Origin of the sequence: Paracoccus sp. DMF-8, from assembly GCF_029309835.1 — a bacterium.
GTDB lineage: Bacteria > Pseudomonadota > Alphaproteobacteria > Rhodobacterales > Rhodobacteraceae > Paracoccus.
Genome location: NZ_JARJHL010000007.1, coordinates 34,924 through 53,202 on the forward strand (window position 1 = coordinate 34,924; position 18,279 = coordinate 53,202).

At 63.6% G+C, this 18,279-nt stretch carries 19 protein-coding genes; 10 read left to right on the forward strand and 9 right to left on the reverse strand.

Annotated features, from left to right (window positions below; genetic code table 11):
- Window position 1 precedes the first annotated feature (1 nt).
- Window positions 2-1,450: a hypothetical protein gene (locus tag PE067_RS06620; protein ID WP_276188412.1), complete on the reverse strand. Its 1,449-nt coding sequence runs from the start codon at window positions 1,448-1,450 to the stop codon at window positions 2-4.
- A gap of 217 nt (window positions 1,451-1,667) precedes the next feature.
- Between PE067_RS06620 and PE067_RS06625 the strand changes: the two genes are divergently transcribed.
- On the forward strand, window positions 1,668-2,402 hold the full coding sequence (locus PE067_RS06625; RefSeq protein ID WP_276188413.1) for a hypothetical protein: 735 nt from the start codon (window positions 1,668-1,670) through the stop codon (window positions 2,400-2,402).
- 22 nt (window positions 2,403-2,424) lie between these two features.
- Window positions 2,425-3,495 carry a hypothetical protein gene (locus tag PE067_RS06630; RefSeq protein WP_276188414.1) on the forward strand — a complete coding sequence of 357 codons (1,071 nt, stop codon included), beginning with the start codon at window positions 2,425-2,427 and terminating at the stop codon, window positions 3,493-3,495.
- A gap of 40 nt (window positions 3,496-3,535) precedes the next feature.
- On the opposite strand, the gene PE067_RS06635 is transcribed toward PE067_RS06630, so the two are convergent.
- The 8 genes from PE067_RS06635 to PE067_RS06670 form a co-directional block, all read right to left on the reverse strand.
- A complete protein-coding gene (locus PE067_RS06635) occupies window positions 3,536-4,606 on the reverse strand; it encodes a glycosyltransferase 61 family protein (RefSeq protein ID WP_276188415.1) in 1,071 nt (356 codons plus the stop codon).
- Between the two features lie 197 nt (window positions 4,607-4,803).
- On the reverse strand, window positions 4,804-5,754 hold the full coding sequence (locus PE067_RS06640; RefSeq protein ID WP_276188416.1) for a hypothetical protein: 951 nt from the start codon (window positions 5,752-5,754) through the stop codon (window positions 4,804-4,806).
- An 821-nt stretch (window positions 5,755-6,575) separates the two neighbouring features.
- Window positions 6,576-10,577, reverse strand: coding sequence for a DUF6077 domain-containing protein (locus PE067_RS06645; protein ID WP_276188417.1), 4,002 nt, complete (start codon window positions 10,575-10,577; stop codon window positions 6,576-6,578).
- 35 nt (window positions 10,578-10,612) lie between these two features.
- On the reverse strand, window positions 10,613-10,741 hold the full coding sequence (locus PE067_RS06650; protein ID WP_276188418.1) for a hypothetical protein: 129 nt from the start codon (window positions 10,739-10,741) through the stop codon (window positions 10,613-10,615).
- Window positions 10,742-10,758: 17 nt separating this feature from the next.
- Complete coding sequence (locus PE067_RS06655) at window positions 10,759-10,968, reverse strand: hypothetical protein (protein ID WP_276188419.1); 210 nt, start codon at window positions 10,966-10,968, stop codon at window positions 10,759-10,761.
- Between the two features lie 3 nt (window positions 10,969-10,971).
- Window positions 10,972-11,958, reverse strand: coding sequence for a glycosyltransferase family 2 protein (locus PE067_RS06660; protein WP_346429664.1), 987 nt, complete (start codon window positions 11,956-11,958; stop codon window positions 10,972-10,974).
- 432 nt (window positions 11,959-12,390) lie between these two features.
- Window positions 12,391-13,245, reverse strand: a complete 855-nt coding sequence (locus PE067_RS06665; RefSeq protein WP_276188421.1) for a polysaccharide deacetylase family protein — start codon at window positions 13,243-13,245, stop codon at window positions 12,391-12,393.
- A gap of 131 nt (window positions 13,246-13,376) precedes the next feature.
- Window positions 13,377-13,703 carry a glycosyltransferase gene (locus tag PE067_RS06670; protein ID WP_276188422.1) on the reverse strand — a complete coding sequence of 109 codons (327 nt, stop codon included), beginning with the start codon at window positions 13,701-13,703 and terminating at the stop codon, window positions 13,377-13,379.
- Here PE067_RS06670 and PE067_RS06675 point away from each other — a divergent pair.
- The 8 genes from PE067_RS06675 to PE067_RS06710 all read left to right on the forward strand — a co-directional run bounded on the left by PE067_RS06675 (window position 13,678) and on the right by PE067_RS06710 (window position 18,276).
- Complete coding sequence (locus PE067_RS06675; protein WP_276188423.1) at window positions 13,678-15,090, forward strand: hypothetical protein; 1,413 nt, start codon at window positions 13,678-13,680, stop codon at window positions 15,088-15,090. The two genes, PE067_RS06670 and PE067_RS06675, sit on opposite strands and share 26 nt — an antisense overlap.
- Before the next feature lie 320 nt (window positions 15,091-15,410).
- Complete coding sequence (locus PE067_RS06680; protein ID WP_276188424.1) at window positions 15,411-15,767, forward strand: calcium-binding protein; 357 nt, start codon at window positions 15,411-15,413, stop codon at window positions 15,765-15,767.
- Entirely contained in the window at window positions 15,691-16,266 is a 576-nt protein-coding gene (locus tag PE067_RS06685) for a calcium-binding protein (protein WP_276188425.1), read from the forward strand. The genes PE067_RS06680 and PE067_RS06685 overlap by 77 nt, the downstream gene beginning before the upstream one ends.
- A 177-nt stretch (window positions 16,267-16,443) precedes the next feature.
- Complete coding sequence (locus tag PE067_RS06690; RefSeq protein WP_276188426.1) at window positions 16,444-16,638, forward strand: hypothetical protein; 195 nt, start codon at window positions 16,444-16,446, stop codon at window positions 16,636-16,638.
- On the forward strand, window positions 16,635-16,808 hold the full coding sequence (locus PE067_RS06695) for a hypothetical protein (protein ID WP_276188427.1): 174 nt from the start codon (window positions 16,635-16,637) through the stop codon (window positions 16,806-16,808). The genes PE067_RS06690 and PE067_RS06695 overlap by 4 nt, the downstream gene beginning before the upstream one ends.
- Complete coding sequence (locus PE067_RS06700; RefSeq protein WP_276188428.1) at window positions 16,769-17,023, forward strand: hypothetical protein; 255 nt, start codon at window positions 16,769-16,771, stop codon at window positions 17,021-17,023. The genes PE067_RS06695 and PE067_RS06700 overlap by 40 nt, the downstream gene beginning before the upstream one ends.
- Window positions 17,024-17,207: 184 nt before the next feature.
- Window positions 17,208-17,333: a hypothetical protein gene (locus tag PE067_RS06705; RefSeq protein WP_276188429.1), complete on the forward strand. Its 126-nt coding sequence runs from the start codon at window positions 17,208-17,210 to the stop codon at window positions 17,331-17,333.
- A 412-nt stretch (window positions 17,334-17,745) separates the two neighbouring features.
- Complete coding sequence (locus tag PE067_RS06710) at window positions 17,746-18,276, forward strand: GMC family oxidoreductase N-terminal domain-containing protein (RefSeq protein ID WP_276188430.1); 531 nt, start codon at window positions 17,746-17,748, stop codon at window positions 18,274-18,276.
- Window positions 18,277-18,279 lie beyond the last annotated feature (3 nt).

An 18,279-nucleotide genomic window follows, 5' to 3' on the forward strand; every position in this document is an offset into this window, starting at 1 on the left:
TTCATGCCGTTCGTTTGTCGTTCAGGACGATGCGCCAGCCCGGAGCTGCGGGGGCTGAGGATCGCCCGTCATTTATGGGGGCGGGGATCGCCTCCGGTCCGGCCGCCTCGACCTGCCTGACCGCCAGCCCGGCCAGCGCCCCGGCGATCATCCAGACATATGGGACCAGCCCCGCATTGGGCAGGAAATCGATCAGCAGCGCCCCCAGCACAAGCATCAGCCCCGGGGTGATCAGGGACGGGTTCGCCCCTTTGCGAAATTGCACCGACAGCATGATCGGCAGGGTGAACAGCCCGAAATAGGCAAGATATCCGGTCCAGCCATAGACGCCGATCAGAATCACCCAAATTCCATCTGTCACGCTGACCATCTCGCCCGTGACGGGGTCAAATATCTGGTTGCGTCCCCATCCCCCCCAGCCAAAGGCCGGTTTTTCATTGGCGCGGGCAAGCAACACATCTTCGTTGTCGAAACGGAATTTCAACGATTGCGCGCGCTCGACGCTGCGCGACAGGGTCATTTCATGGATTTCCTCGACCGGAAAGACGCCTGTGCCGCGCAAGATCGGATAGGACAGCGCGACGCCCGCGATCAGCAGTGCCGTCAGGATCTGCAATCGCCGCCCCAAAAGGCCGATCACCAGTCCAAGGCCCAATGTGATCAGCAGCGCGCCGACGCTTTTCACCAGGACCAGCACCGCCGTCAGCCAAAGCGCTGCCATCAGCCAGCCGCGCGCCGGCTTTCCTTCGCGGCGGGCCTCGCGCCACAGCACCAGCGCGGACAGGATCGACATGCAAAAGAAAATCCCGACCATTAGCCCGTGACTGAGAAACAGGATGGGCCGGAACCCGCCCGCCCGGATATGCTGGATAAAGTCATGCGCGAAAAAGCCATAAAGCCAGACATGCAACTGCGGGCTGAGTCGCACCTCGATCAGGGCAGGCAAGGAACAGGCCAGCCCGCCCACCGCAAAGGCCCGCAGCAATTCGCGATGGGCCTCGGGGGTGTTCAGATGGCGATAGGCCAGGAGGAATGGCAGAAACGTCACCAGTGTCCCGGAAATAACCGACAGCGCATCATAAAGTCGCAATCCGGGGATAAAGCGGGGACCAAAGAAAAGTGGTTCGGAATTGGTCACGACCGTCAGGAACGGCGCGACGATCATCAGGATCAGCAGTGCCGTGACCAGCTTTGCGCCGGGCATCAAGCGCTGATCGGCCGGCTGCCGGGGCGCATGCATGTGGCACAGGACAAAGGCGCTGATGGCCGGGATGGAATGTTTGTCCAGCAAGGGAATCATCGGCAATTTGATACCGGTTGCCGAGGGCAGGACAAGATAGCCGCCCAGAATGGTCCAGATCAGCGCCTTGTGCAGCGGCAGGCGCTGAAACAGCGCCTGCGCAACCAGCGGCCAGGAAAACAGCATGAGATAGGCAAAGGCGTTCGGCATCTGGCCCCTTGCGCAACAAACCCTGCCCTTCTACCCCGTTCATGTGCAAAGGCAAATGTGGAAAAGCAGACGGCTCTGCGGCAGGCGATGGTGTCGGGCGGGATTTCAACCGGTTGGCTGTCGCCGTGACCATTGATCTGGAGAATCGCGCCGCGTCGTGAAAAGCTGATCCGATACAGTCCGATACAGATAGGTATCCTGAATGACAACGAACCGGATGGACCCAGAAATCGCTGAAGACTTCCTGTCCGTCACCGGATCGGCCATTGTCATCAACCTGCCATATCGCAAGGACCGCCGCGCGGAATCTTCCGCGGAACTGCGCAAGATCGGCCTGTCGCTGGATCATCCGCAGGTCGACCTGTTCGCCGCGGTGCGCCCCGATGAACCGGCGGGCTTTCCGACCATCGGCACGCGGGGATGCTTTCTAAGCCATCTTGGCGTGCTGCGCCACGCATTGGCGACAGGTCGCGACAGGGTGCTGATCTGCGAGGATGATCTGGACTTTACCCCCGACATGCTCAGCCGTCTTCCCGCCTTGACGGCAGAGCTGGACCGGCAACCGCTGGATCTGTTCTATGGCGGATACGAGGCCTTGCCGGCGGGCCGGATCGTGGCGCCGGATCTGGTCAGGGCGGATCCCGCGCAGGGAATCGGTTGCACCCATTTCTATGCCGTTCGCGGGGCGGCAATCGCTGATCTTGTCCGCTATCTCGAAGCGATCCTGACCCGGCCGCCGGGCGATCCCGCAGGCGGCCCGATGCATGTGGATGGCGCGATCAGCCGTTTCAGGGCCGATCATCCCGATTACATCACATTGGTCGCATCGCCACCGATCGGGGTGCAACGTCGTTCGCGCACCGATATCCATGCCGTGAAATGGTTCGATCGCCTGCCCGTCCTGCGCGGGATTGCAGGTGGATTGCGCCGCCTGCTTGCCCGTAGATCCTGAGACCTCTCCAAGGACCATTGCCATGAACATCCGCCGGGATCCGCTTTGCCTTGAATTCAGCGCCGGGGAACGGATGTCCATCGGCACAGAGCCGCCTGCCTATATCCGCAAACTGACCGGCCGTCGGTTTCGTGCGCAAACCCATGTCACGGGCGGCAAGGGCTGGCCCGCCATCGGCTGGCATATTTTCCGCACGATTTTGCTGCACCGCCCCGATGTCGTGGTGTCAACCGAATACAGGCGGTGCTTTCTGGTCAATCTGGCGCTGCTTCTGGCCTGCAGCCGGGCACCGCATCTGGTGTTGGGGATGAATCTTTCGGCCCGACCGATCACCTCGCGCAGGCCATGGTTGAAACGGCTGATTGATCGCATTTTCGCCCGCTCATCGACCATCGTCGTCCATTCCACGCGCGAGGCCGAACTTTTCGCGGCGCTGCATGACCTGCCGGGCAGCCGTTTTGTCTTCAGCCATTGGGGATATGATCTGCCGCCTGCGGACAGCAGCCGCTTTTCCGCCAGCGAAAAGCCCTATTTTTGCATGATCGGGCGCAACAATCGCGATCTGGATACCTTTGCCGCAGCCATTCGTCTGGCCGGGGTGCGGGGCATTGCCGTGATACCGGGCTATCTGAAACTGGATCCGGAAGTGGAAAGCGCGCTTGAAATCCATCGCGATCTGTCCATGGCCGATTGCATCGACTGCATCCGCAACGCCGCCGCCAATGTGACGCTGCTGCGGGATGGTGCGCGGGGGGCCGGACATATCACCGTGGTCACCGCATTGCATCTCGGGGCCCGCCAGATCCACACGGATACCGAGGTTTTGCGGGAATATCTGCCGTCACGACGTTTCAGCACCCCGGTTCCGATCAGGGACGCGGCAGCGGCGGCAGCGGCGATGCGCGAGGCGCTGCAACCCGAACCCGAAAGCCGGGCCGAACTCCGCCGCGCCTTTGCCCGGACCTGGTTGTCGCACGATCATGCGGCGGGGCGGGTCGCGGCGATTTTGTCCGCAACGCTGGATGGACGAAACCTGCCGCTGACGGAACAGGAATGGGATGACTGGCTGCGCGACGAGCGGATGGCATCCTGACAGGACGGGGGGCGCATGATGCCACTGTTCCCGGCCAGTTTCACCGTGCCAGCAGGCGATCCGCGATCCGCAGCACCTCATCGGGATCTATGTGAAATCTGGTGCCGTCCTTGCGTCCGATGACAAGCCCATAGCCCATTCCCAGCAGGGCCGCCCAGTTGTGCAGCGGGTTGTAGAACCGCTCTGGCGGTTGAAGGATCAGAAAGGATCCGCCCTCTGCCAGGGTATAAAGCCCGTGACATGCCTGGCTGCCCTCTATCGCGATGACCAGCGGCGCATCGAGCATCTGCTGCACCATCTCGGCATTGCCGATTCCGGGATCCAGCACGGCAATACCGGCCTTGCGCATCGCTTCTTTAAAGGCGGTGACATTGGACATGTTGCGCGGTTCATCCGGTTTGCCGCGGCTGATATAGACGGGCTGCCCGCCACTGCGGGCCGTGACGGCGCGGCGCAACCTGCCGCGCAGCTCCGTGATCCGGGCGGCCTTGTCGCGGTTGTAGCCCAGTTCGCGCCAGATCGTCAGGTCGCCGACATGCGCGAAATCCGTCTGTTTCCAGTCTTGCCCAAAGGCGTTTTCGTAAACCCGGCAATCAGGCCAGTGCGGGCGCGGCATGGACAGCAGGACGGTTTCGGACCGCAGGCTTTCATAAAGCGGGCAATCATCCTGCAACCAGTGGCCAAAATAATGCAGCCCCTGCATGGTGTTCAGCAATGTCGCCTGATCGTAGGATTCCATCCGGGACAGCAGGCTGCGCCATTCGGGCAGGCTGCGCAGAAGATGCCGGCCCTGTGCCGTGACGATGGTGCCGCCAACCAGCGTGCATTCGCCCAAGCGGCAACACTCTGCCGGGGTTCCGGAAAAGGTCGTGCTTGCCAGGCTGGCAATTTCCGCTTTGACATCCAGATCAAAGCCGCAGGCCAACACACGATCAAACTGATCCGCGTCGCAGACCGCCGGCGCGCGCGGCAGGATTTCTGTCGGCCCCACCGGCTCGAACGTTGAAATGCCCCAGAGGGTCGAGCGCCGGATCCTGTCGCGCAAAGCCGAGGCAAGAACGCGAAGACGTCTTTGTGTCGAGCGGATCGGCACCTGACCGATTGGTTTCATTCTCTGGACCATCTGCCGAAGAAAAAGAAGCTGCGACGGGTTTCGATCATGTTGCCATGTCCGGCGTGGCTGGTGTCAACGCCCATCGGGGCGTTTCATGCGATTGGACGGCGCGGGAACTGCCTGTCATCGTTTCCATCTATATTTGATTAAAGCTGAAAATAGACAATACGACGCCCGCGTAACGTGCATTATTCTCAGGGTGCGACGCCGGTCAAGGGGGTTGTGCGGGCTGTGTCCCAGGCAATCTGCTGCATCAAAAGCGCTGCTTCGGGGTCGGGGGCATCGGCGGGGGTGCCATCGGCGCGCAAAAGCGCATGGGGCAGGCCGACCGGGCTTTTCTGATACAGGACCGCATAATGGATCAGGGCGATGAAATAGGCGCCGATGTCGTTGAAATGGATATTGTCTCGCGTGCCTTCTGGGGTCAGCGCGAAAAGATCGGTGTGATCGCGGATATTGCCGACCTCACCCCGTTCCTTGACGGCGCGGGCCAGGGCGGCCATTCCCTGACCCGCCGGGATCAGATGGATGCGTGCATCCTCTGGCAGGCGTCCAAGGGCGGGGCGCAGAACCCCCCGTTGCCAATAGCGGTCGAGATCTGCGTCCAGTCGTTCCAGCCAGCCCTCGGGATCGTCAAGCTGATGCCAGGTTTCATACAGATACAGCCGCACATCCGGACGCGATGCCCGCGCCTCTTCGGCCCAGAGCGCAAGATAGCGCGGGCTGTCGTGATAGCGCAGGGCGCTGCGGATTTCGACCATTTCGGTCAGCACGACGGCATCGTAATCGCCGCTTTTCACCGCCTCATGCGCCGGCCGGAACCGGGGATGCGCGTTTTCCGTGTCGAAACCGTTGATGGCATCATCGCCCCAGTGGCTTTTCAGCGTCGTTCCCCAGCCCAGCTGGCTGTCATAGCGGTGCCCTTCGCCCGCAAGCTGGGCCAGCATGGCGGGCATGTCGCGCCCGACCAGGCTGTGGCCGATGTGATAGACGCCAAGCGGGCGGTCCTGCACCGGCAGGGGCGCGGCATAGCGTGCGGCCATCGCGGCGTCGTTCGGCCCGGCCCCCGCGCTGCGCCACCAGAACAGCCCTGCGGACGAGGCCGTCAGGGCAAGAGCTGCGGCAAGGATTTTTCCGTATCTCATCTCTGGTCTCCTCTGTCGGATGGGTCGGACATGCCCCGCCGTGATCACAAAACCCTGCGCAGCCGGAAGCAAGGGTCACGACAGCGGCCGTTCCTGTCAAGCGGCGCGCTTGCGATATCATGGACAGGCCCGCGGCTAAAGCGCGGGCGGTTCCGGTTCAAGCAGCCGTGCGGGAACACCGGCCGCGACCCGCCCCTCTGGCACATCGCGGGTCACGACGGCATTCGCCCCGATGAGCCGCATGGGCGCCGATCGTGAGCGGCCCGAGGATACGGGCGCCGGCGCCGATATCGACATGGGCGCCGATCACGGGCAGGCCCTCTCGATTCCCTGTGGTGCCGATGGTGACCTGCTTGGAAGATCAGGCAGTTGGGTCCGATTTCCGCAGCGGGATGGATGACGATGCCATTGGGATGGGGCAGCAGCAGGCCCCCGGCGATCCGCGAACCAAGCGGGATGTCGGCTTGGGTGATGACCGTCCAGAAGCGATGCGACAACACCCATCTGATCCGCGACAGCCGGGCCAGAACACCCGGCCGCGCGCGGGCGGCTTCATAGCGGCGCAGGCTGCGCAACAACCGTCTGGACGGGTCCCACCAGCTGCGCGGGACCTCGCGCGTCCAGTCGGGTTCGATAGAGGGGTCGAAGGGCATCGGTCACATTCTTGCAGTAAAATCATGAACATATGGGCCACGGACCACCTGACCGCGTGGCGGGACCCGGTGACCGGGTCCGGCAGGCACGACCTTAGCCCGGAATGCTCTCTGTGACGACGGCGCGGATATTCGCGCGTTCCTGAGCGGTGGGGATACGGTCATAGATCACGATTTCCGACATGTCCAAGGCGATGGGGTCGCCCGGTCCATAGGTCGGGCTGAGGAAAACGGCATTGGTGCCGGGCAGGGGGCCGGTGAATTCCGCCGACCGATCCCCCAGATCCAGACGGAGTGTCCTGGGCGGATGATCCGCACGGTGACGCGGTCTTGTTCGAACAGCGCCTCTGCGACATGCCAGACGCCGGTCTGATAGGATGCCTCTGGTCCCTCTGCCGCGACGGTTGCCTCTCCGTCCCGGTCAAGCTGTGCGCGGATATGGCTGCCCGAATGGGGAAACAGCTTGAGGATCTTGTTCGGCATGTCATACGACCACGGGCCTGCCGATGCCGAGACCGGCTCCAGAATGCCCGGGCCATCCGCCCGCACCGCGACACAGATGTAAAGCTCGGTCGCAGCCAGCGGCGTGCGGCAGACCTGCGTATGATCGGCCACGCGGCTGAAACGCAGGAACCCGCCATCCATGACGGTCGGCAGGGTGCCGTCGCGCTGCGGGCCCTGATACGCCGTCGCATTCCAATGCACGGCCGGGCGGGGCGGCAGGATGGCTTCGGCATCGTCAAGAACGGGCCCGACCGGATCGGAGGATACGGTCGAGGTGCCGGCCGTATTGGTTGCCGATATCGAATAGCGCAGCAGATGGCCGACATGCGCGAATTCAAGCCGCAGCGTTTCGGCCGGATCCCCGATCGCCTCCCAGGTTGTGCCATCGGTCGACCGTTCCCATGTGCCGGTGATCCTGTCCGGTGCGGGATATCCGACCCATTCGGGCCCTGACGCGACCAGCGCCCCCCCGATGACGGGGTCGCCCGATATGGTCGGGATGTCGCTGGCATCCGGCGCGCCCGTAAAGACATCGGTGCCATCAAAGGTCCAATCCGCCAGCAGATCGGGATCCGTGGCCGGATCAAAGGCGATTTCACCGCCAAGCGTCCCGCCCCGGCCTGCAGGTTCATATTCGGCGGCGATCCGGTTGGCCAGTTTCCAGAAATATCCGGCCTGTTCGCGCGTGGCATTGGGGTCGATGAACACTCTGCTGCGTCCCGCAGCCATCGCCTCGAAGTCAAAACCATAAAGCAAGGCGGACATGAGAACGGTCAGGCCGTAATTCGTTTTCATGTCGGGGTGGATGGTGTCGTCGAAAGCATCGTCGATCGTCGCATAGCCCGGTGCGACGCCCGCGTCGATGTCGTCATGCAGATGCAGCATGAACAGGTGACCGGGGAATATCCAGACCCGCCAATCCGCCGGCAGAGAGGGATAGGTCTGATGCATCTTCCAGGTGGTGTAATCCGCCATGTATTTGAAGATGCGGCCATATTCGACCAGCGCGTCGCGAAATGACATGTCTTTCCACGGATCGGGCGTGCCCCGCGGTTCGGTTGTCCACATGTCGGTTGCGGGCCAGATCGACCACAGGATGATATCCTGCGCGCCTTGCCCCTTGTTGCCATGCACAAGCGTGTTGGCCGCGAAACGGCACAGGTAATCCAGCGTGCTGCGTTGCCAGTCTTCCGATTCGCCGGGATGCTTGAACCGGGGCGGCGGGCCGGATTGCGTGATGATCAGGGACTGAAAATCCGCGATGTTGCGCCGGGCATCCGCGCCGATCCCCCCCGCCGCGCGGCTGTCATCGAACACATGATCCCAACGCGCCGCCATGGACGACCCCGGCATCGTCGAATTGATCATCCTGCTGTAGGCCTGCCGGACTCCGGCGCTGATCAGCAGTTCGCGCATGTTCATATGCCAGGCTGCATAGGCATCCGTCAGGCTGTGGCCGCTATGAATATGGAAATCGGCGCTGGTCAGCGGGGTGCGCAACTGGCCGGACGCGGCCTGCGCATGGGCCGGGCTGCCCGTGACGGCGTTCCAGCCATACCATGTCCCGGCGGTCAGACCGGCGACCGCCCAGGGCAGCCCGCGCCGCGTCACATGAAAGGCGTTGCCGGTGGCCGGGATCTGGCCCTTGGTGATCTGCTTTGCCATGTCAATCCTTGATGATGGGGCCTTGATAATGGGGGTGTCACATCCGGGCCCGTCGTCATGTTTCCGCAGTCCTGTCCCCATGTCAACGCGGCCCGGCCTCTGGCTGCAGCCCGGGTTCAGGCCAGGGACGACATATCCCCCCAGGTCTTCCTCGGCGATGGCGGCGGCCAGATCGTCCCGGCGCGCTTCCGGCAGGACCACGACCCCGACGCAGAGCGCATTCAGGGCGCGGGCGATTTCGGCCGAGGGTGGCGTTGCGCGCCCGTCGATCCAGTCGGCCAGCAGGATTCGCGGCGCGATCAAGTCGGGGGGCACCACCTGCGCGCTGTGATCCAGATAAAGCCTGCGCGAAAACACCAGCGGCGGCTGATCCTGTGCGAGCGCGGGCAGCCGGGCGGCGACCGCCTCGGGCGCCAGAACCTTCCGGCCATCGGCAAGACCCGCGATCCGTTGCGCCAGCGCGGCTTCGGGCGGCAGCTTGCGCAGCGAGGGCACAAGCTCTGTCCCCGCCATGCCGACAACGCCGGAGGGCAGCAGGGCCATGCCTGCCAGACCCAGTGACGCGACCCCGGTGGCAAAGGATGGCCGCGGGACGGCAAGGCACAGCCATGTCAGACCCAGGGCAAGCAGCATCGGCACGGGCAGTGCCCACCAGATGCGAAAGCTCAGCCCGCCGGTCACATGCCGGTCGAACAGGGGCCACAGCACCGGATTCACGATCAGCACCGCGCCCGCCAGCACAAAGGCCGTCACGATCCGCGCGCGGTGGATGAAGCGGGTGGCCAGCGCGGCCCCCAGAATCGTCAGCAGCAACAGCGCAAGGGTCTGCTTGGCCCCGGCCATGTTCCACAGCGACAGATCCCGCACATCGTTGCCATGGCCTGCCACCACCGGCGGATCCAGAAACATGATCCACAGCCCGGCGACCAGCGGAAAGACAGCAGGGGTCAGCAGGATCAGGCTGCACCGCAGATCCGGCCGGATCAGGAAGGCGGCGGCCAGCGCAAGGCCAAGCGTCAGGGGGGCGATATAGATGGCATTCGAGGTCAGCCCCAGCCCCGCGACCTGCAGGATCGCCAGCAGGATCCAGGCGGCGCGCAGGGGCATGGCACCGGCGCGCGCCAGCAGGACGGCATGCACGATCAGCGGAACCACGACCAGCAGCAGCGGACCCTTGCCGTGAAACAGCCGCGTCACGCCATGCGTGCCCCAGGTCTGCAATGTCCCGCCAAGGGCAAGCATCGCCAGAACCGAAAGAACCGCAAAGATCCACCAGCGACGACCGGCAAGCCGCTGGCCGATCACGATCAATGTCAGCGACCAGGCCAGACACCAGATGAGCGGCATCACACCATGCGCCACGAACAGGACGGACAGCCCGCTGACATGGGCCAGCGCGGCGATCAGGGTCGGAAGCGCCTCGACCCGGTAGTTCGATCCAAGGATCGGCCAGCCGGGTTCGCCATACATCGTATCTTCGACCATCATGCCCATGCCGGGCCATTGCAGGCCCAAGGGCAGGTTCAGGTAAAAGGCATCATCGGCATCGGAACGGTGCAGCACGACATAAAGCGCGACGATCCCCAGTGTCAGCAAAACCGCCGCCCAGACCGGGACGGCAGCGACAGGTTCATCCGCACGGGCGGCGGGCGGTTCCGCAGATCGGCGCGCCGACAAAAGCGCCGCCGCCGACAGGGCCACCGTCACGATCCAGAGCGGCAGGGCGTTCGATGTCCTGATGAAAAAAAGCGTCGCCAGCACGAAAAACCCTGCCCCGATCAGCCAGGGCAGAGCCTGCGACAGGCTGAGGCGCCGCAATCTTGCATCCAGCAGGACGCCGGTGGGCGCAGCGCGTAACGCGGGGCCGCATCGGGCGCCGATGACCGCGCCCAGAACGCCCGCCCCAAAGGCAAGCCACAACAGGGAAAAAGGCGCTCCGGCCAGTGTCAGGGGAACGGAACCGGCGGTCCAGCCCGCAAAGAACCCCAGCAGGCCCGCCAACAGGCCCGGCAACAGACCTGACGCGGGCCGATGGCTCATTGCCATAGCTGCGTCACCACGACCCCGGCCACGATCAGCGCCCCACCCACGGCATAGCCGGGGGTAAAGCGTTCGGAAAAGACCACTGCCGAAATCGCCGGAACGATCAGAAATGACAGGGACATCAGAAAATAGGCCCGCGTCAGCGCAGTTCACGCAGGGCAAAGATCCACAACAGCGTGGCGAAACCGTAAATCGCAAGCGCGATGGCAAAGGGAAACAGCACCGCCGTATCGCTCAGGGCGTCCTGAATCGGGCGCCCGACAAGCCGCTGTGCCGTCATCTTGAACAGGATCTGGCCAAGCGCGATCAAGGCGACGGTTGCGAATGTCAGGATATAGGGAAGCGCCATCTTTCAGCCTCGTTCCGTTTCGGCGACCTTGCGGTCCATGTCAGAAAGGGCGGCGGTTTCATCCACCCATTGCGGCAAAAGCGAGGCGAGGACGCTTTGGCGCTGAACCGGCCGCTTCGGTTCGGCATTCGTGTCGTAGCCCAGGAAAAACAGCAGCATCTGCGAACCCATGATGATCGGCAGGGCGGCCAGAAACACCGTCCCCGTCGTGGCGGGCTGGCCGGTCCGCACCGACTGGATCCATTCGGAAATGCCGAACATGACGCCGAACAGCAGAAAACCGAGACCGATCAAAAGGTTGATCGAGGCAATATTGAAATCGCGCAGGAAATAGGAATAGACGATCCGTCGCAATGTCGCGCGGATATGTTTGCCCAGGAATTCGCCCAGAACCTTGCCGATCCGCAACCCGCTGACCTCGTCTTCGTAGACCGGACGCATGGGGATGTCGACGACGACCGCCTGCGCCTCTCCCAACCGGATCAGCATGTCGGTTTCGAAAAAATAGCGACGCGACAGCGTGCGGTGGTCGATGAGCTCCAGGGCGCGGCGATGAATGGCGGTATAGCCGTTCGTCGGGTCGAATATGCTCCAATAGCCCGAGGAAAGCTTGGTCATGAAGCTGAGGCAGGCATTGCCGAACAGTCGGATCGCCGGCATCCGCCGGACCTCGCTGACCGAAAAGAAGCGGTTGCCCTTGGCATAATCGGCATCTCCGGCCAGCAGCGGTGCCACGAACCGGGGCAGAAGCGCGGGGTCCATCTGGCCGTCTCCGTCGATCTTGACCATGATGTCCATGCCGGCGGCCAGCGCGGCCTTGTAGCCTGTGATCACGGCGCCGCCGACGCCCTGATTGACCTGATGGCGCAGCACCGTGACGCGCGGATCCCGGACCTGATCCATGATCAGGTCGCCAGAGCCTTCGGGACAGCAATCATCCACCGCGAATATCGTCTCGACCTCGGGGCCGATTGCCGCGATCACGCCCATGACATGCCGCGTGACCTTGTAACACGGTATAACGACAGCAATTCGCAAAAGAGCGTCCCCTTTAACTGCCTGTTGCCGGAGCTGCCGATCTGATGACAACCGCTGCGGATTCCGCTTTTGATCCAACGAAAGAGCCGGGCAAACAACGTCACCGATCAATCCCGTTCGACGGGGGCATTGTCTTTCATTTTAAGTGCTTGCACAACGGCAAACCATGTTCTGACAGGGCATTCACCACGTCATTTGCCGCCACATCCCGCGGATGAAGCGGATCTTTCCCTGATGGGTTGAGCCACCGCCCCGCCGGTCAACCGGCCTGCCGAATGGCGGGGCCTTTTGCATGAAACCATGCCGGAATCAGGGCTGCATCATGGGTGAATATCGGCGGCAGCGGAATGCACCGCCGCCGCCGATGGCCGCGCTTGGTGCCGTCTAGATCACCGCAAGGCGCAACCTGAACCGGGGCAGGCTGTCGTAACGCCCGATCGCCACGCGGGGCAGCGCAAAGCGGTCATCCCCGGCGCGTGCCAGATCCATGCCAAGGATTGTGGCGGACCGGAAACCCAGATCCGCGACCGCTTGCCCAAGCGCGGGGGTGTGGTTGCCGTTCGGATAGGCGAAATGCGCGACTTCCTGACCGGTCCAGCCCCTCAGCAATTCGCGCGAGCGTTGGATGCTGTCCCGCGCGCTGGCCAGGGGGATCTGGTCCAGAAGGTTGTGGCAGTCGCTATGCGCCCCGATGGTGACCAGCGGGCAGGCCCCGAGTTCGGCCAGTTGCTGCGGGGTCATGGGCGCCAGGCAGCGGTCGGCGAGGGGGGCGGGCAATGTCGTCGCGATACGGTCCGCGATGCGTTCGCGATCAGGGGGCAGGATCTGTTTCAACCGTTCAAGCAAGGGCCCCAGAACCTGCCAGCGGTCGCGCGCATCCCGACCGGGAAGCTGCCAGCGTCCCAGCCCTTCATCCTCCAGATCAAGCTGCGTGGGATGTTCGGTCTGGCAGGCATTCATCACGCGGTCGAACCAGAACGGGCGGCCGGTCGCGATCTGATCCGTCGCGACATAGACCGTGACGGGCAGATTCTCGTGCTGCACGAAGGGCAACAGATGGCGGTGCATCCCGATTTCGCCATCGTCGAAAGTCAGGACCGCGCGTGGACGGCCGCCGGGGCGTGGCGGCGCTGTCAGCGCCTCGTCCAGGGGCAGGATGTCGTAATGCGCCCGCAGCACGGCGACCTGTTGCCGGAAATCCGCCATCCGCAGGACCGTCCAGGCATCCGGCCCCCCCATCAGGTCCAAGCGTGTGATAGCACAGGATCGTCACGGCATCGCCGCGCAGCGCGCGCCGGCGCAGGACCGGCCAGAGTGGCGGCGTGGACAGGGCCTGTGCGGCAAGGCGTTTCAGCGACACGGCAGATGTCTCATGTGGCAAAGAGCCGCGCCAGATCTGTCGCGATCCTGTCGATATCGTGGCGCTCGGCCACCCGGACCGCACCGTGCCGGCCCATTTGCCGCAGGTCTTCGGGTGACAGGCGGACAGCATGCGCCATCGCGCGGGCAAGGCTGTCGACCTCTCCGGCGGGGACCAGCCAACCCGTCTGTCCCGGCAGGACCAGTTCGGGAATGCCCGCGATGAAGGTCGAAATCACCGGGCGGTGCCGGGCCATCGCCTCCATGATCACGACCGGCAGGCCCTCCATCAGGCTTGGCTGGACGACGACCGTGCTGGCGCCGATCAGCTCCAGCACACTGGCTGCTGCTGACCCAGCCCGTGATCGTCACCTTGCCCCCAAGCCCCAGTTCGGCGATGCGCGTTTCGATCAGCCCGCGCAGATCGCCGTCGCCCGCCAGGACCAGCCGTGCCTCGGGGCAGTCGGCGACCAGCCGGGCAAAGGCCTCAAGCAGGATCAGATGGCCTTTTTCGGTCGACAGCCTGCCGATGCAGAGCAAGACCGGGGCCGGGGGAAACGTGGGTGGCCGGGCGGCAAAAAAATCCCCCTCCAGCCCGCAATGCAGCACCTTGATCTTGTTCCATTCCGCAGGGTCAATATGGCGCAGCAACTGGCTGCGGGTGAAGGCGCTGATCGCCGCGACGAATTTCGCGCCCCGGACCTTGCGGTCAAAGTTCAGGTTTCTGGCGTTGTCCGCCTCGTCGGCACCGTGGATGGTGAAACTGTATCCGGGCCCGCCAAGCTGGCGCAGAAGATAGACGATATCCGTGGAATTCGTGCCGAAATGCGCGTGAAAATGCGTGATCCCACGGTCTTGCGTCCATTCGCGGATCCGGCAGGCATGGGCCAGCCAGACCAGATGATAGGGCCATGGCCGGATGGAATGACGCGACATCGCAAGGGCCTCGCGGAATGCGTGCCAACTGGTCCGGGGTCTGCGGATGAAACTGCGCAGCAGCGCGCCCATCAAGGGCAGGACGCCGCGTTGCAGCAGATAGCGGGTCTTGGCCCTTTCCACGGCGTCGGCCGGATCCACCGTTTCGGCATCCCAGCCTCGCAGCGCGAAACGCTCGACCTCGATACCCTGCCGCTCCAGCGCCATGATCTCGCGCCGGATGAAGGTATGGCTGACCTTGGGATATTGATTGATGACATAGCCCACGCGGATCCCCCGCCCCGGGCCCCCGGCAGGCTCCATATCGCCAAGGTGTGGTGCTACATTCATGCCCGGCCCTTACACCCGTCAACCTGTCCCGGATTGATTGCTACGACAGACCAAGTCGTTGATCAACAGGGCTTGACCTGCCCCGCTGAACTGCTTTCGCCTGAGGCTGCGGGGTGCAACCCGGTCCTGTCGGATGCGGATGTCATGAATCAGCCTGTTCCTGTCACCGGCGGTGCCGGTTTTATCGGCGGCCACCTTGTCGCGGCCGGAGAGCGGATGATCGTGCTGGACAGCCTGTCCGGCGGAAAGCCCGGCAATCCGCCGCCGCAAGCCGATCTGATCGTGGGCGACGTCACGAATGCCGCCAGCGGTCTGCCCGGACCCTCCTGCGCGATGGTCTGGGGTGGCTGTGGGCGTCATTTGGCACGGACCCATGAAACCCCTTGCCCGCTGATCCCCACGGGATCATGCGCGCTGAACACCGCTTCCCCCATGCGCGTGATCGGTGAACGGATGTGATTCCGGCGGCGAACTGGAACGGATCTGTTCATGCCATGGCTGACCATAAGGACAGCGGGCAAGATTTCGCCGAATGGGGCTCATGCCATGCCCCGCATCTGCGACGCATGGCGTGCGACGTCTGATTTACGGATGTAAAAACAAAAGCATACACCACCTTCGCGGATCCGGTCGCCGTCCCGCCCGGCAGGTAAAACCGGCCGCCCATCCGGGCCGCGCCCGGCCACGCAGGGGGTCATGCGGGGGTGATCGGCATTTGACAGGTCGCGCCCAAGGGGGTGAACTTTGGGTCAGGTGATATCAGCGCGCAAGGTGACGGCATGGCGAGGATCAACGGAAACGACGCGGCTAACAATCTGACGGGCACCTATTTCTCGGATGATATTTACGGATATGGCGGCAATGACACGCTGCGGGGCGGGTTCGGCGACGATTATCTGTATGGTGGCAACGGCAATGACCGGTTGCTGGGCGGCCATCAGAACGACTGGCTGGAAGGCGGCGCCGGCAACGACACGCTGGACGGCGAAAGCGGGGACGACCGTTTCATCGGCGGCGCGGGTGCCGACCTGATGCGCGGCGGCGCGGGCAATGACGTCTTTGACCAGACGAACCTGGCCGAGGCGCCGGGGGATACTGATCATCGGCGGGGCGGGGATCGACCTGCTGCGGCTTGATTTCGGCATCGTGGACGGGCCGGTGACATTCCGGCTGTCGGACCCTCTGGTCACGGTGAATATCCGCTTTGGCAGTTTGCCGGTGTTTTCCTTTCGCGAGGTCGAGGCTTTCGACATCGACGGTTCGTCCTATGGCGACAATCTGACGGGCTGGATATATGACGATCTGCTCAGCGGCGGGGTGGGCAACGACACGCTGTCGGGCGGGCTTGGCATGGACCAGATCTATGGCGACGAAGGCAACGACGTCATCCGGGGCGGCGGCGACGACGACCGGCTGTATGGCGGGGCAGGCAATGACAATGTCTTTGGCGACGCTGGGGCCGATGACGATGAGTCGAAGGCGGCAGCGGCAACGACACCCTGCGCGGCGGGGCAGGCCATGACGATATCGAAGGCGGCACCGGGTGCGACCGGTTGCTGGGCGGTCTGGGCAATGACCGGCTGTTCAGTGAACCTTCCTATTCCGACGACGACGAGCGCGAACGCGACATCCTGAACGGAGAGGCGGGGAACGACACCGTCTGGATGGGGCTGAATGACCATGCCGACGGCGGTCTTGGTCTGGATAAGGTCCGATGTCACTTTCAGCATGGCGACAACCACCATCAACTGGCAAGTTTCTCTGCGGCGCTCGCTGTCTTTGCCAACGGTGCCCGCGTCGTGAATTCTCGAGGTGCTGGAATACAGCGGCAGTTCGGGGCGCGATGTCATCACCGGCGGCATCTACGGCGACCGGCTGGAAGGCAATCAGGGCATCGACCAGTTGAGCGGTGGTGCCGGGAACGACACGCTGGTCGGCGGCACCGGCAATGACCTGCTGATCGGCGGCTTTGGCCATGACCTGTTTTACCACGATCCCGAGCAATGACACGCTGGTGGGGCAACTACGGGGACGATACCTTCAACATCGGTTTCGACGAAAACGCCGCGCTGCCCTATCGGGTGGTGATCGACGGCGGCGTGGGGCGCGATACGGTCGAATTCACCAGCACTCAGAAATGGGCAGCGGTGAAGCCGATCTGGCGAACCAGCGGCTGAACGACGGTCTGGCCCATGGCAAGACCTTGATCGGGATCGAGGTTCTGGAAGGCACCGGCTATGACGATCTCTTTTACGGGACCGTGGCGGCCGATACCTTCATCGGTGGAAGCGGGTCCGATGTCCTGAACGGGCGGGGCGGCACCGACACGCCGATGGTGGCGGCTTCGGGCGCCGATGTCCTCGACCGGGGGCGCGGGGCGCGACATCTTTGACTTCGCGGACGGCGGCGCAGCGGTTGGGAAGGCGATCAGATCACCGATTTTCAGCGCGGTCGGGACAAGCTGCGGTTCGACCTGCTCTGACTTCGGGACAAGAATCTGCAACTGATCAACGTGCTGGATCCGTCGCCTGGCGCGCGGCGCGCCGACGCTGATCTATGAAACCGATGCCCGGCGGTTGTGGCATGATGCCGACGGCACCGGCCAGGACGAAAGCCCGATGCTGATCGTGACCCTGACCGGGGTGAACCAGCTCGCGCTCGGCGATTTCGGCTTCGTCTCAGCAACTGTATTGGCGAGCTGAGCTGAAGCCGCTGGCGTGAGACGCCCGTTTTGAGGATGGCGTTTGCGATGGTGACGAGCCTGCGGGCGATGGCGACGATGATGAGCTTGTGCGGTTTTCCGCGCTCTTTGAGATGCTGTGCGACCGGTTTCGCGTACCGGTCCTGATGCTGGGAACGCGGCGATTTCATTCCGCGCCAGGATGCGAACTGGGGACATCGTAAGACCGTATTCTTCGATAAGAAATACAAGGCTCGCGACAGCGGGCTGGACCGTATCGGCAATCCCTTCGATCCGGGCATGCGGCTTACAACGTCGGCGGCTCGACCAAATTCTATGGCGGCGGCCGATGTTCCGCCTCGCGCGAGCGGGATTTCGGCGCGCTGGAGCACAAGGGCAGCATCTCGCTCGCCTGGCCGGTCGCCTATACCAAGATGGCACTCTATTACGACCAGGCCGAGAAGATCTTCCGCATCCATGGCGACGACAGTGCTTATCCAGCCGCGCCGCGAAACGCCCTTCCGCTTCGGCCCGATCCGGTTCGAGCCCATCGCTGCCCGTCTGGCCGAACGTTTCGGCACGCAGGGCCGAGGGCCATCAATGCAGCCGCCTGCGGCACCTGCGACGGTTTTGCCTGCAAGCTGGGCCAGAAGAACGATGCCGAGACCTGCGGTCTGGAACCCGCGCTGGCGACCGGCAATGTCGGTCTGGTGACCCATGCCACTGCGCGTCGGCTGATCCTGTCAGCAGATGGCGGGCAGATCGAGGCGGTCGAGCGCGAGGTGAAAACTTATTCCGCCCCTGTCCTATCCAGCAACGCGGTGAACAGCGCCGCGCTGCTGCTGCACTCGGCCTGCGATGCGGCCACCGGGCGGGGTGGCCAACCGCTCAGACGTGGTCGGGCGCCACTACAAGGTGCTGTCACACGAGCATGGAAGTCGTTTCTTAACCTTAGCAATACGTAACTG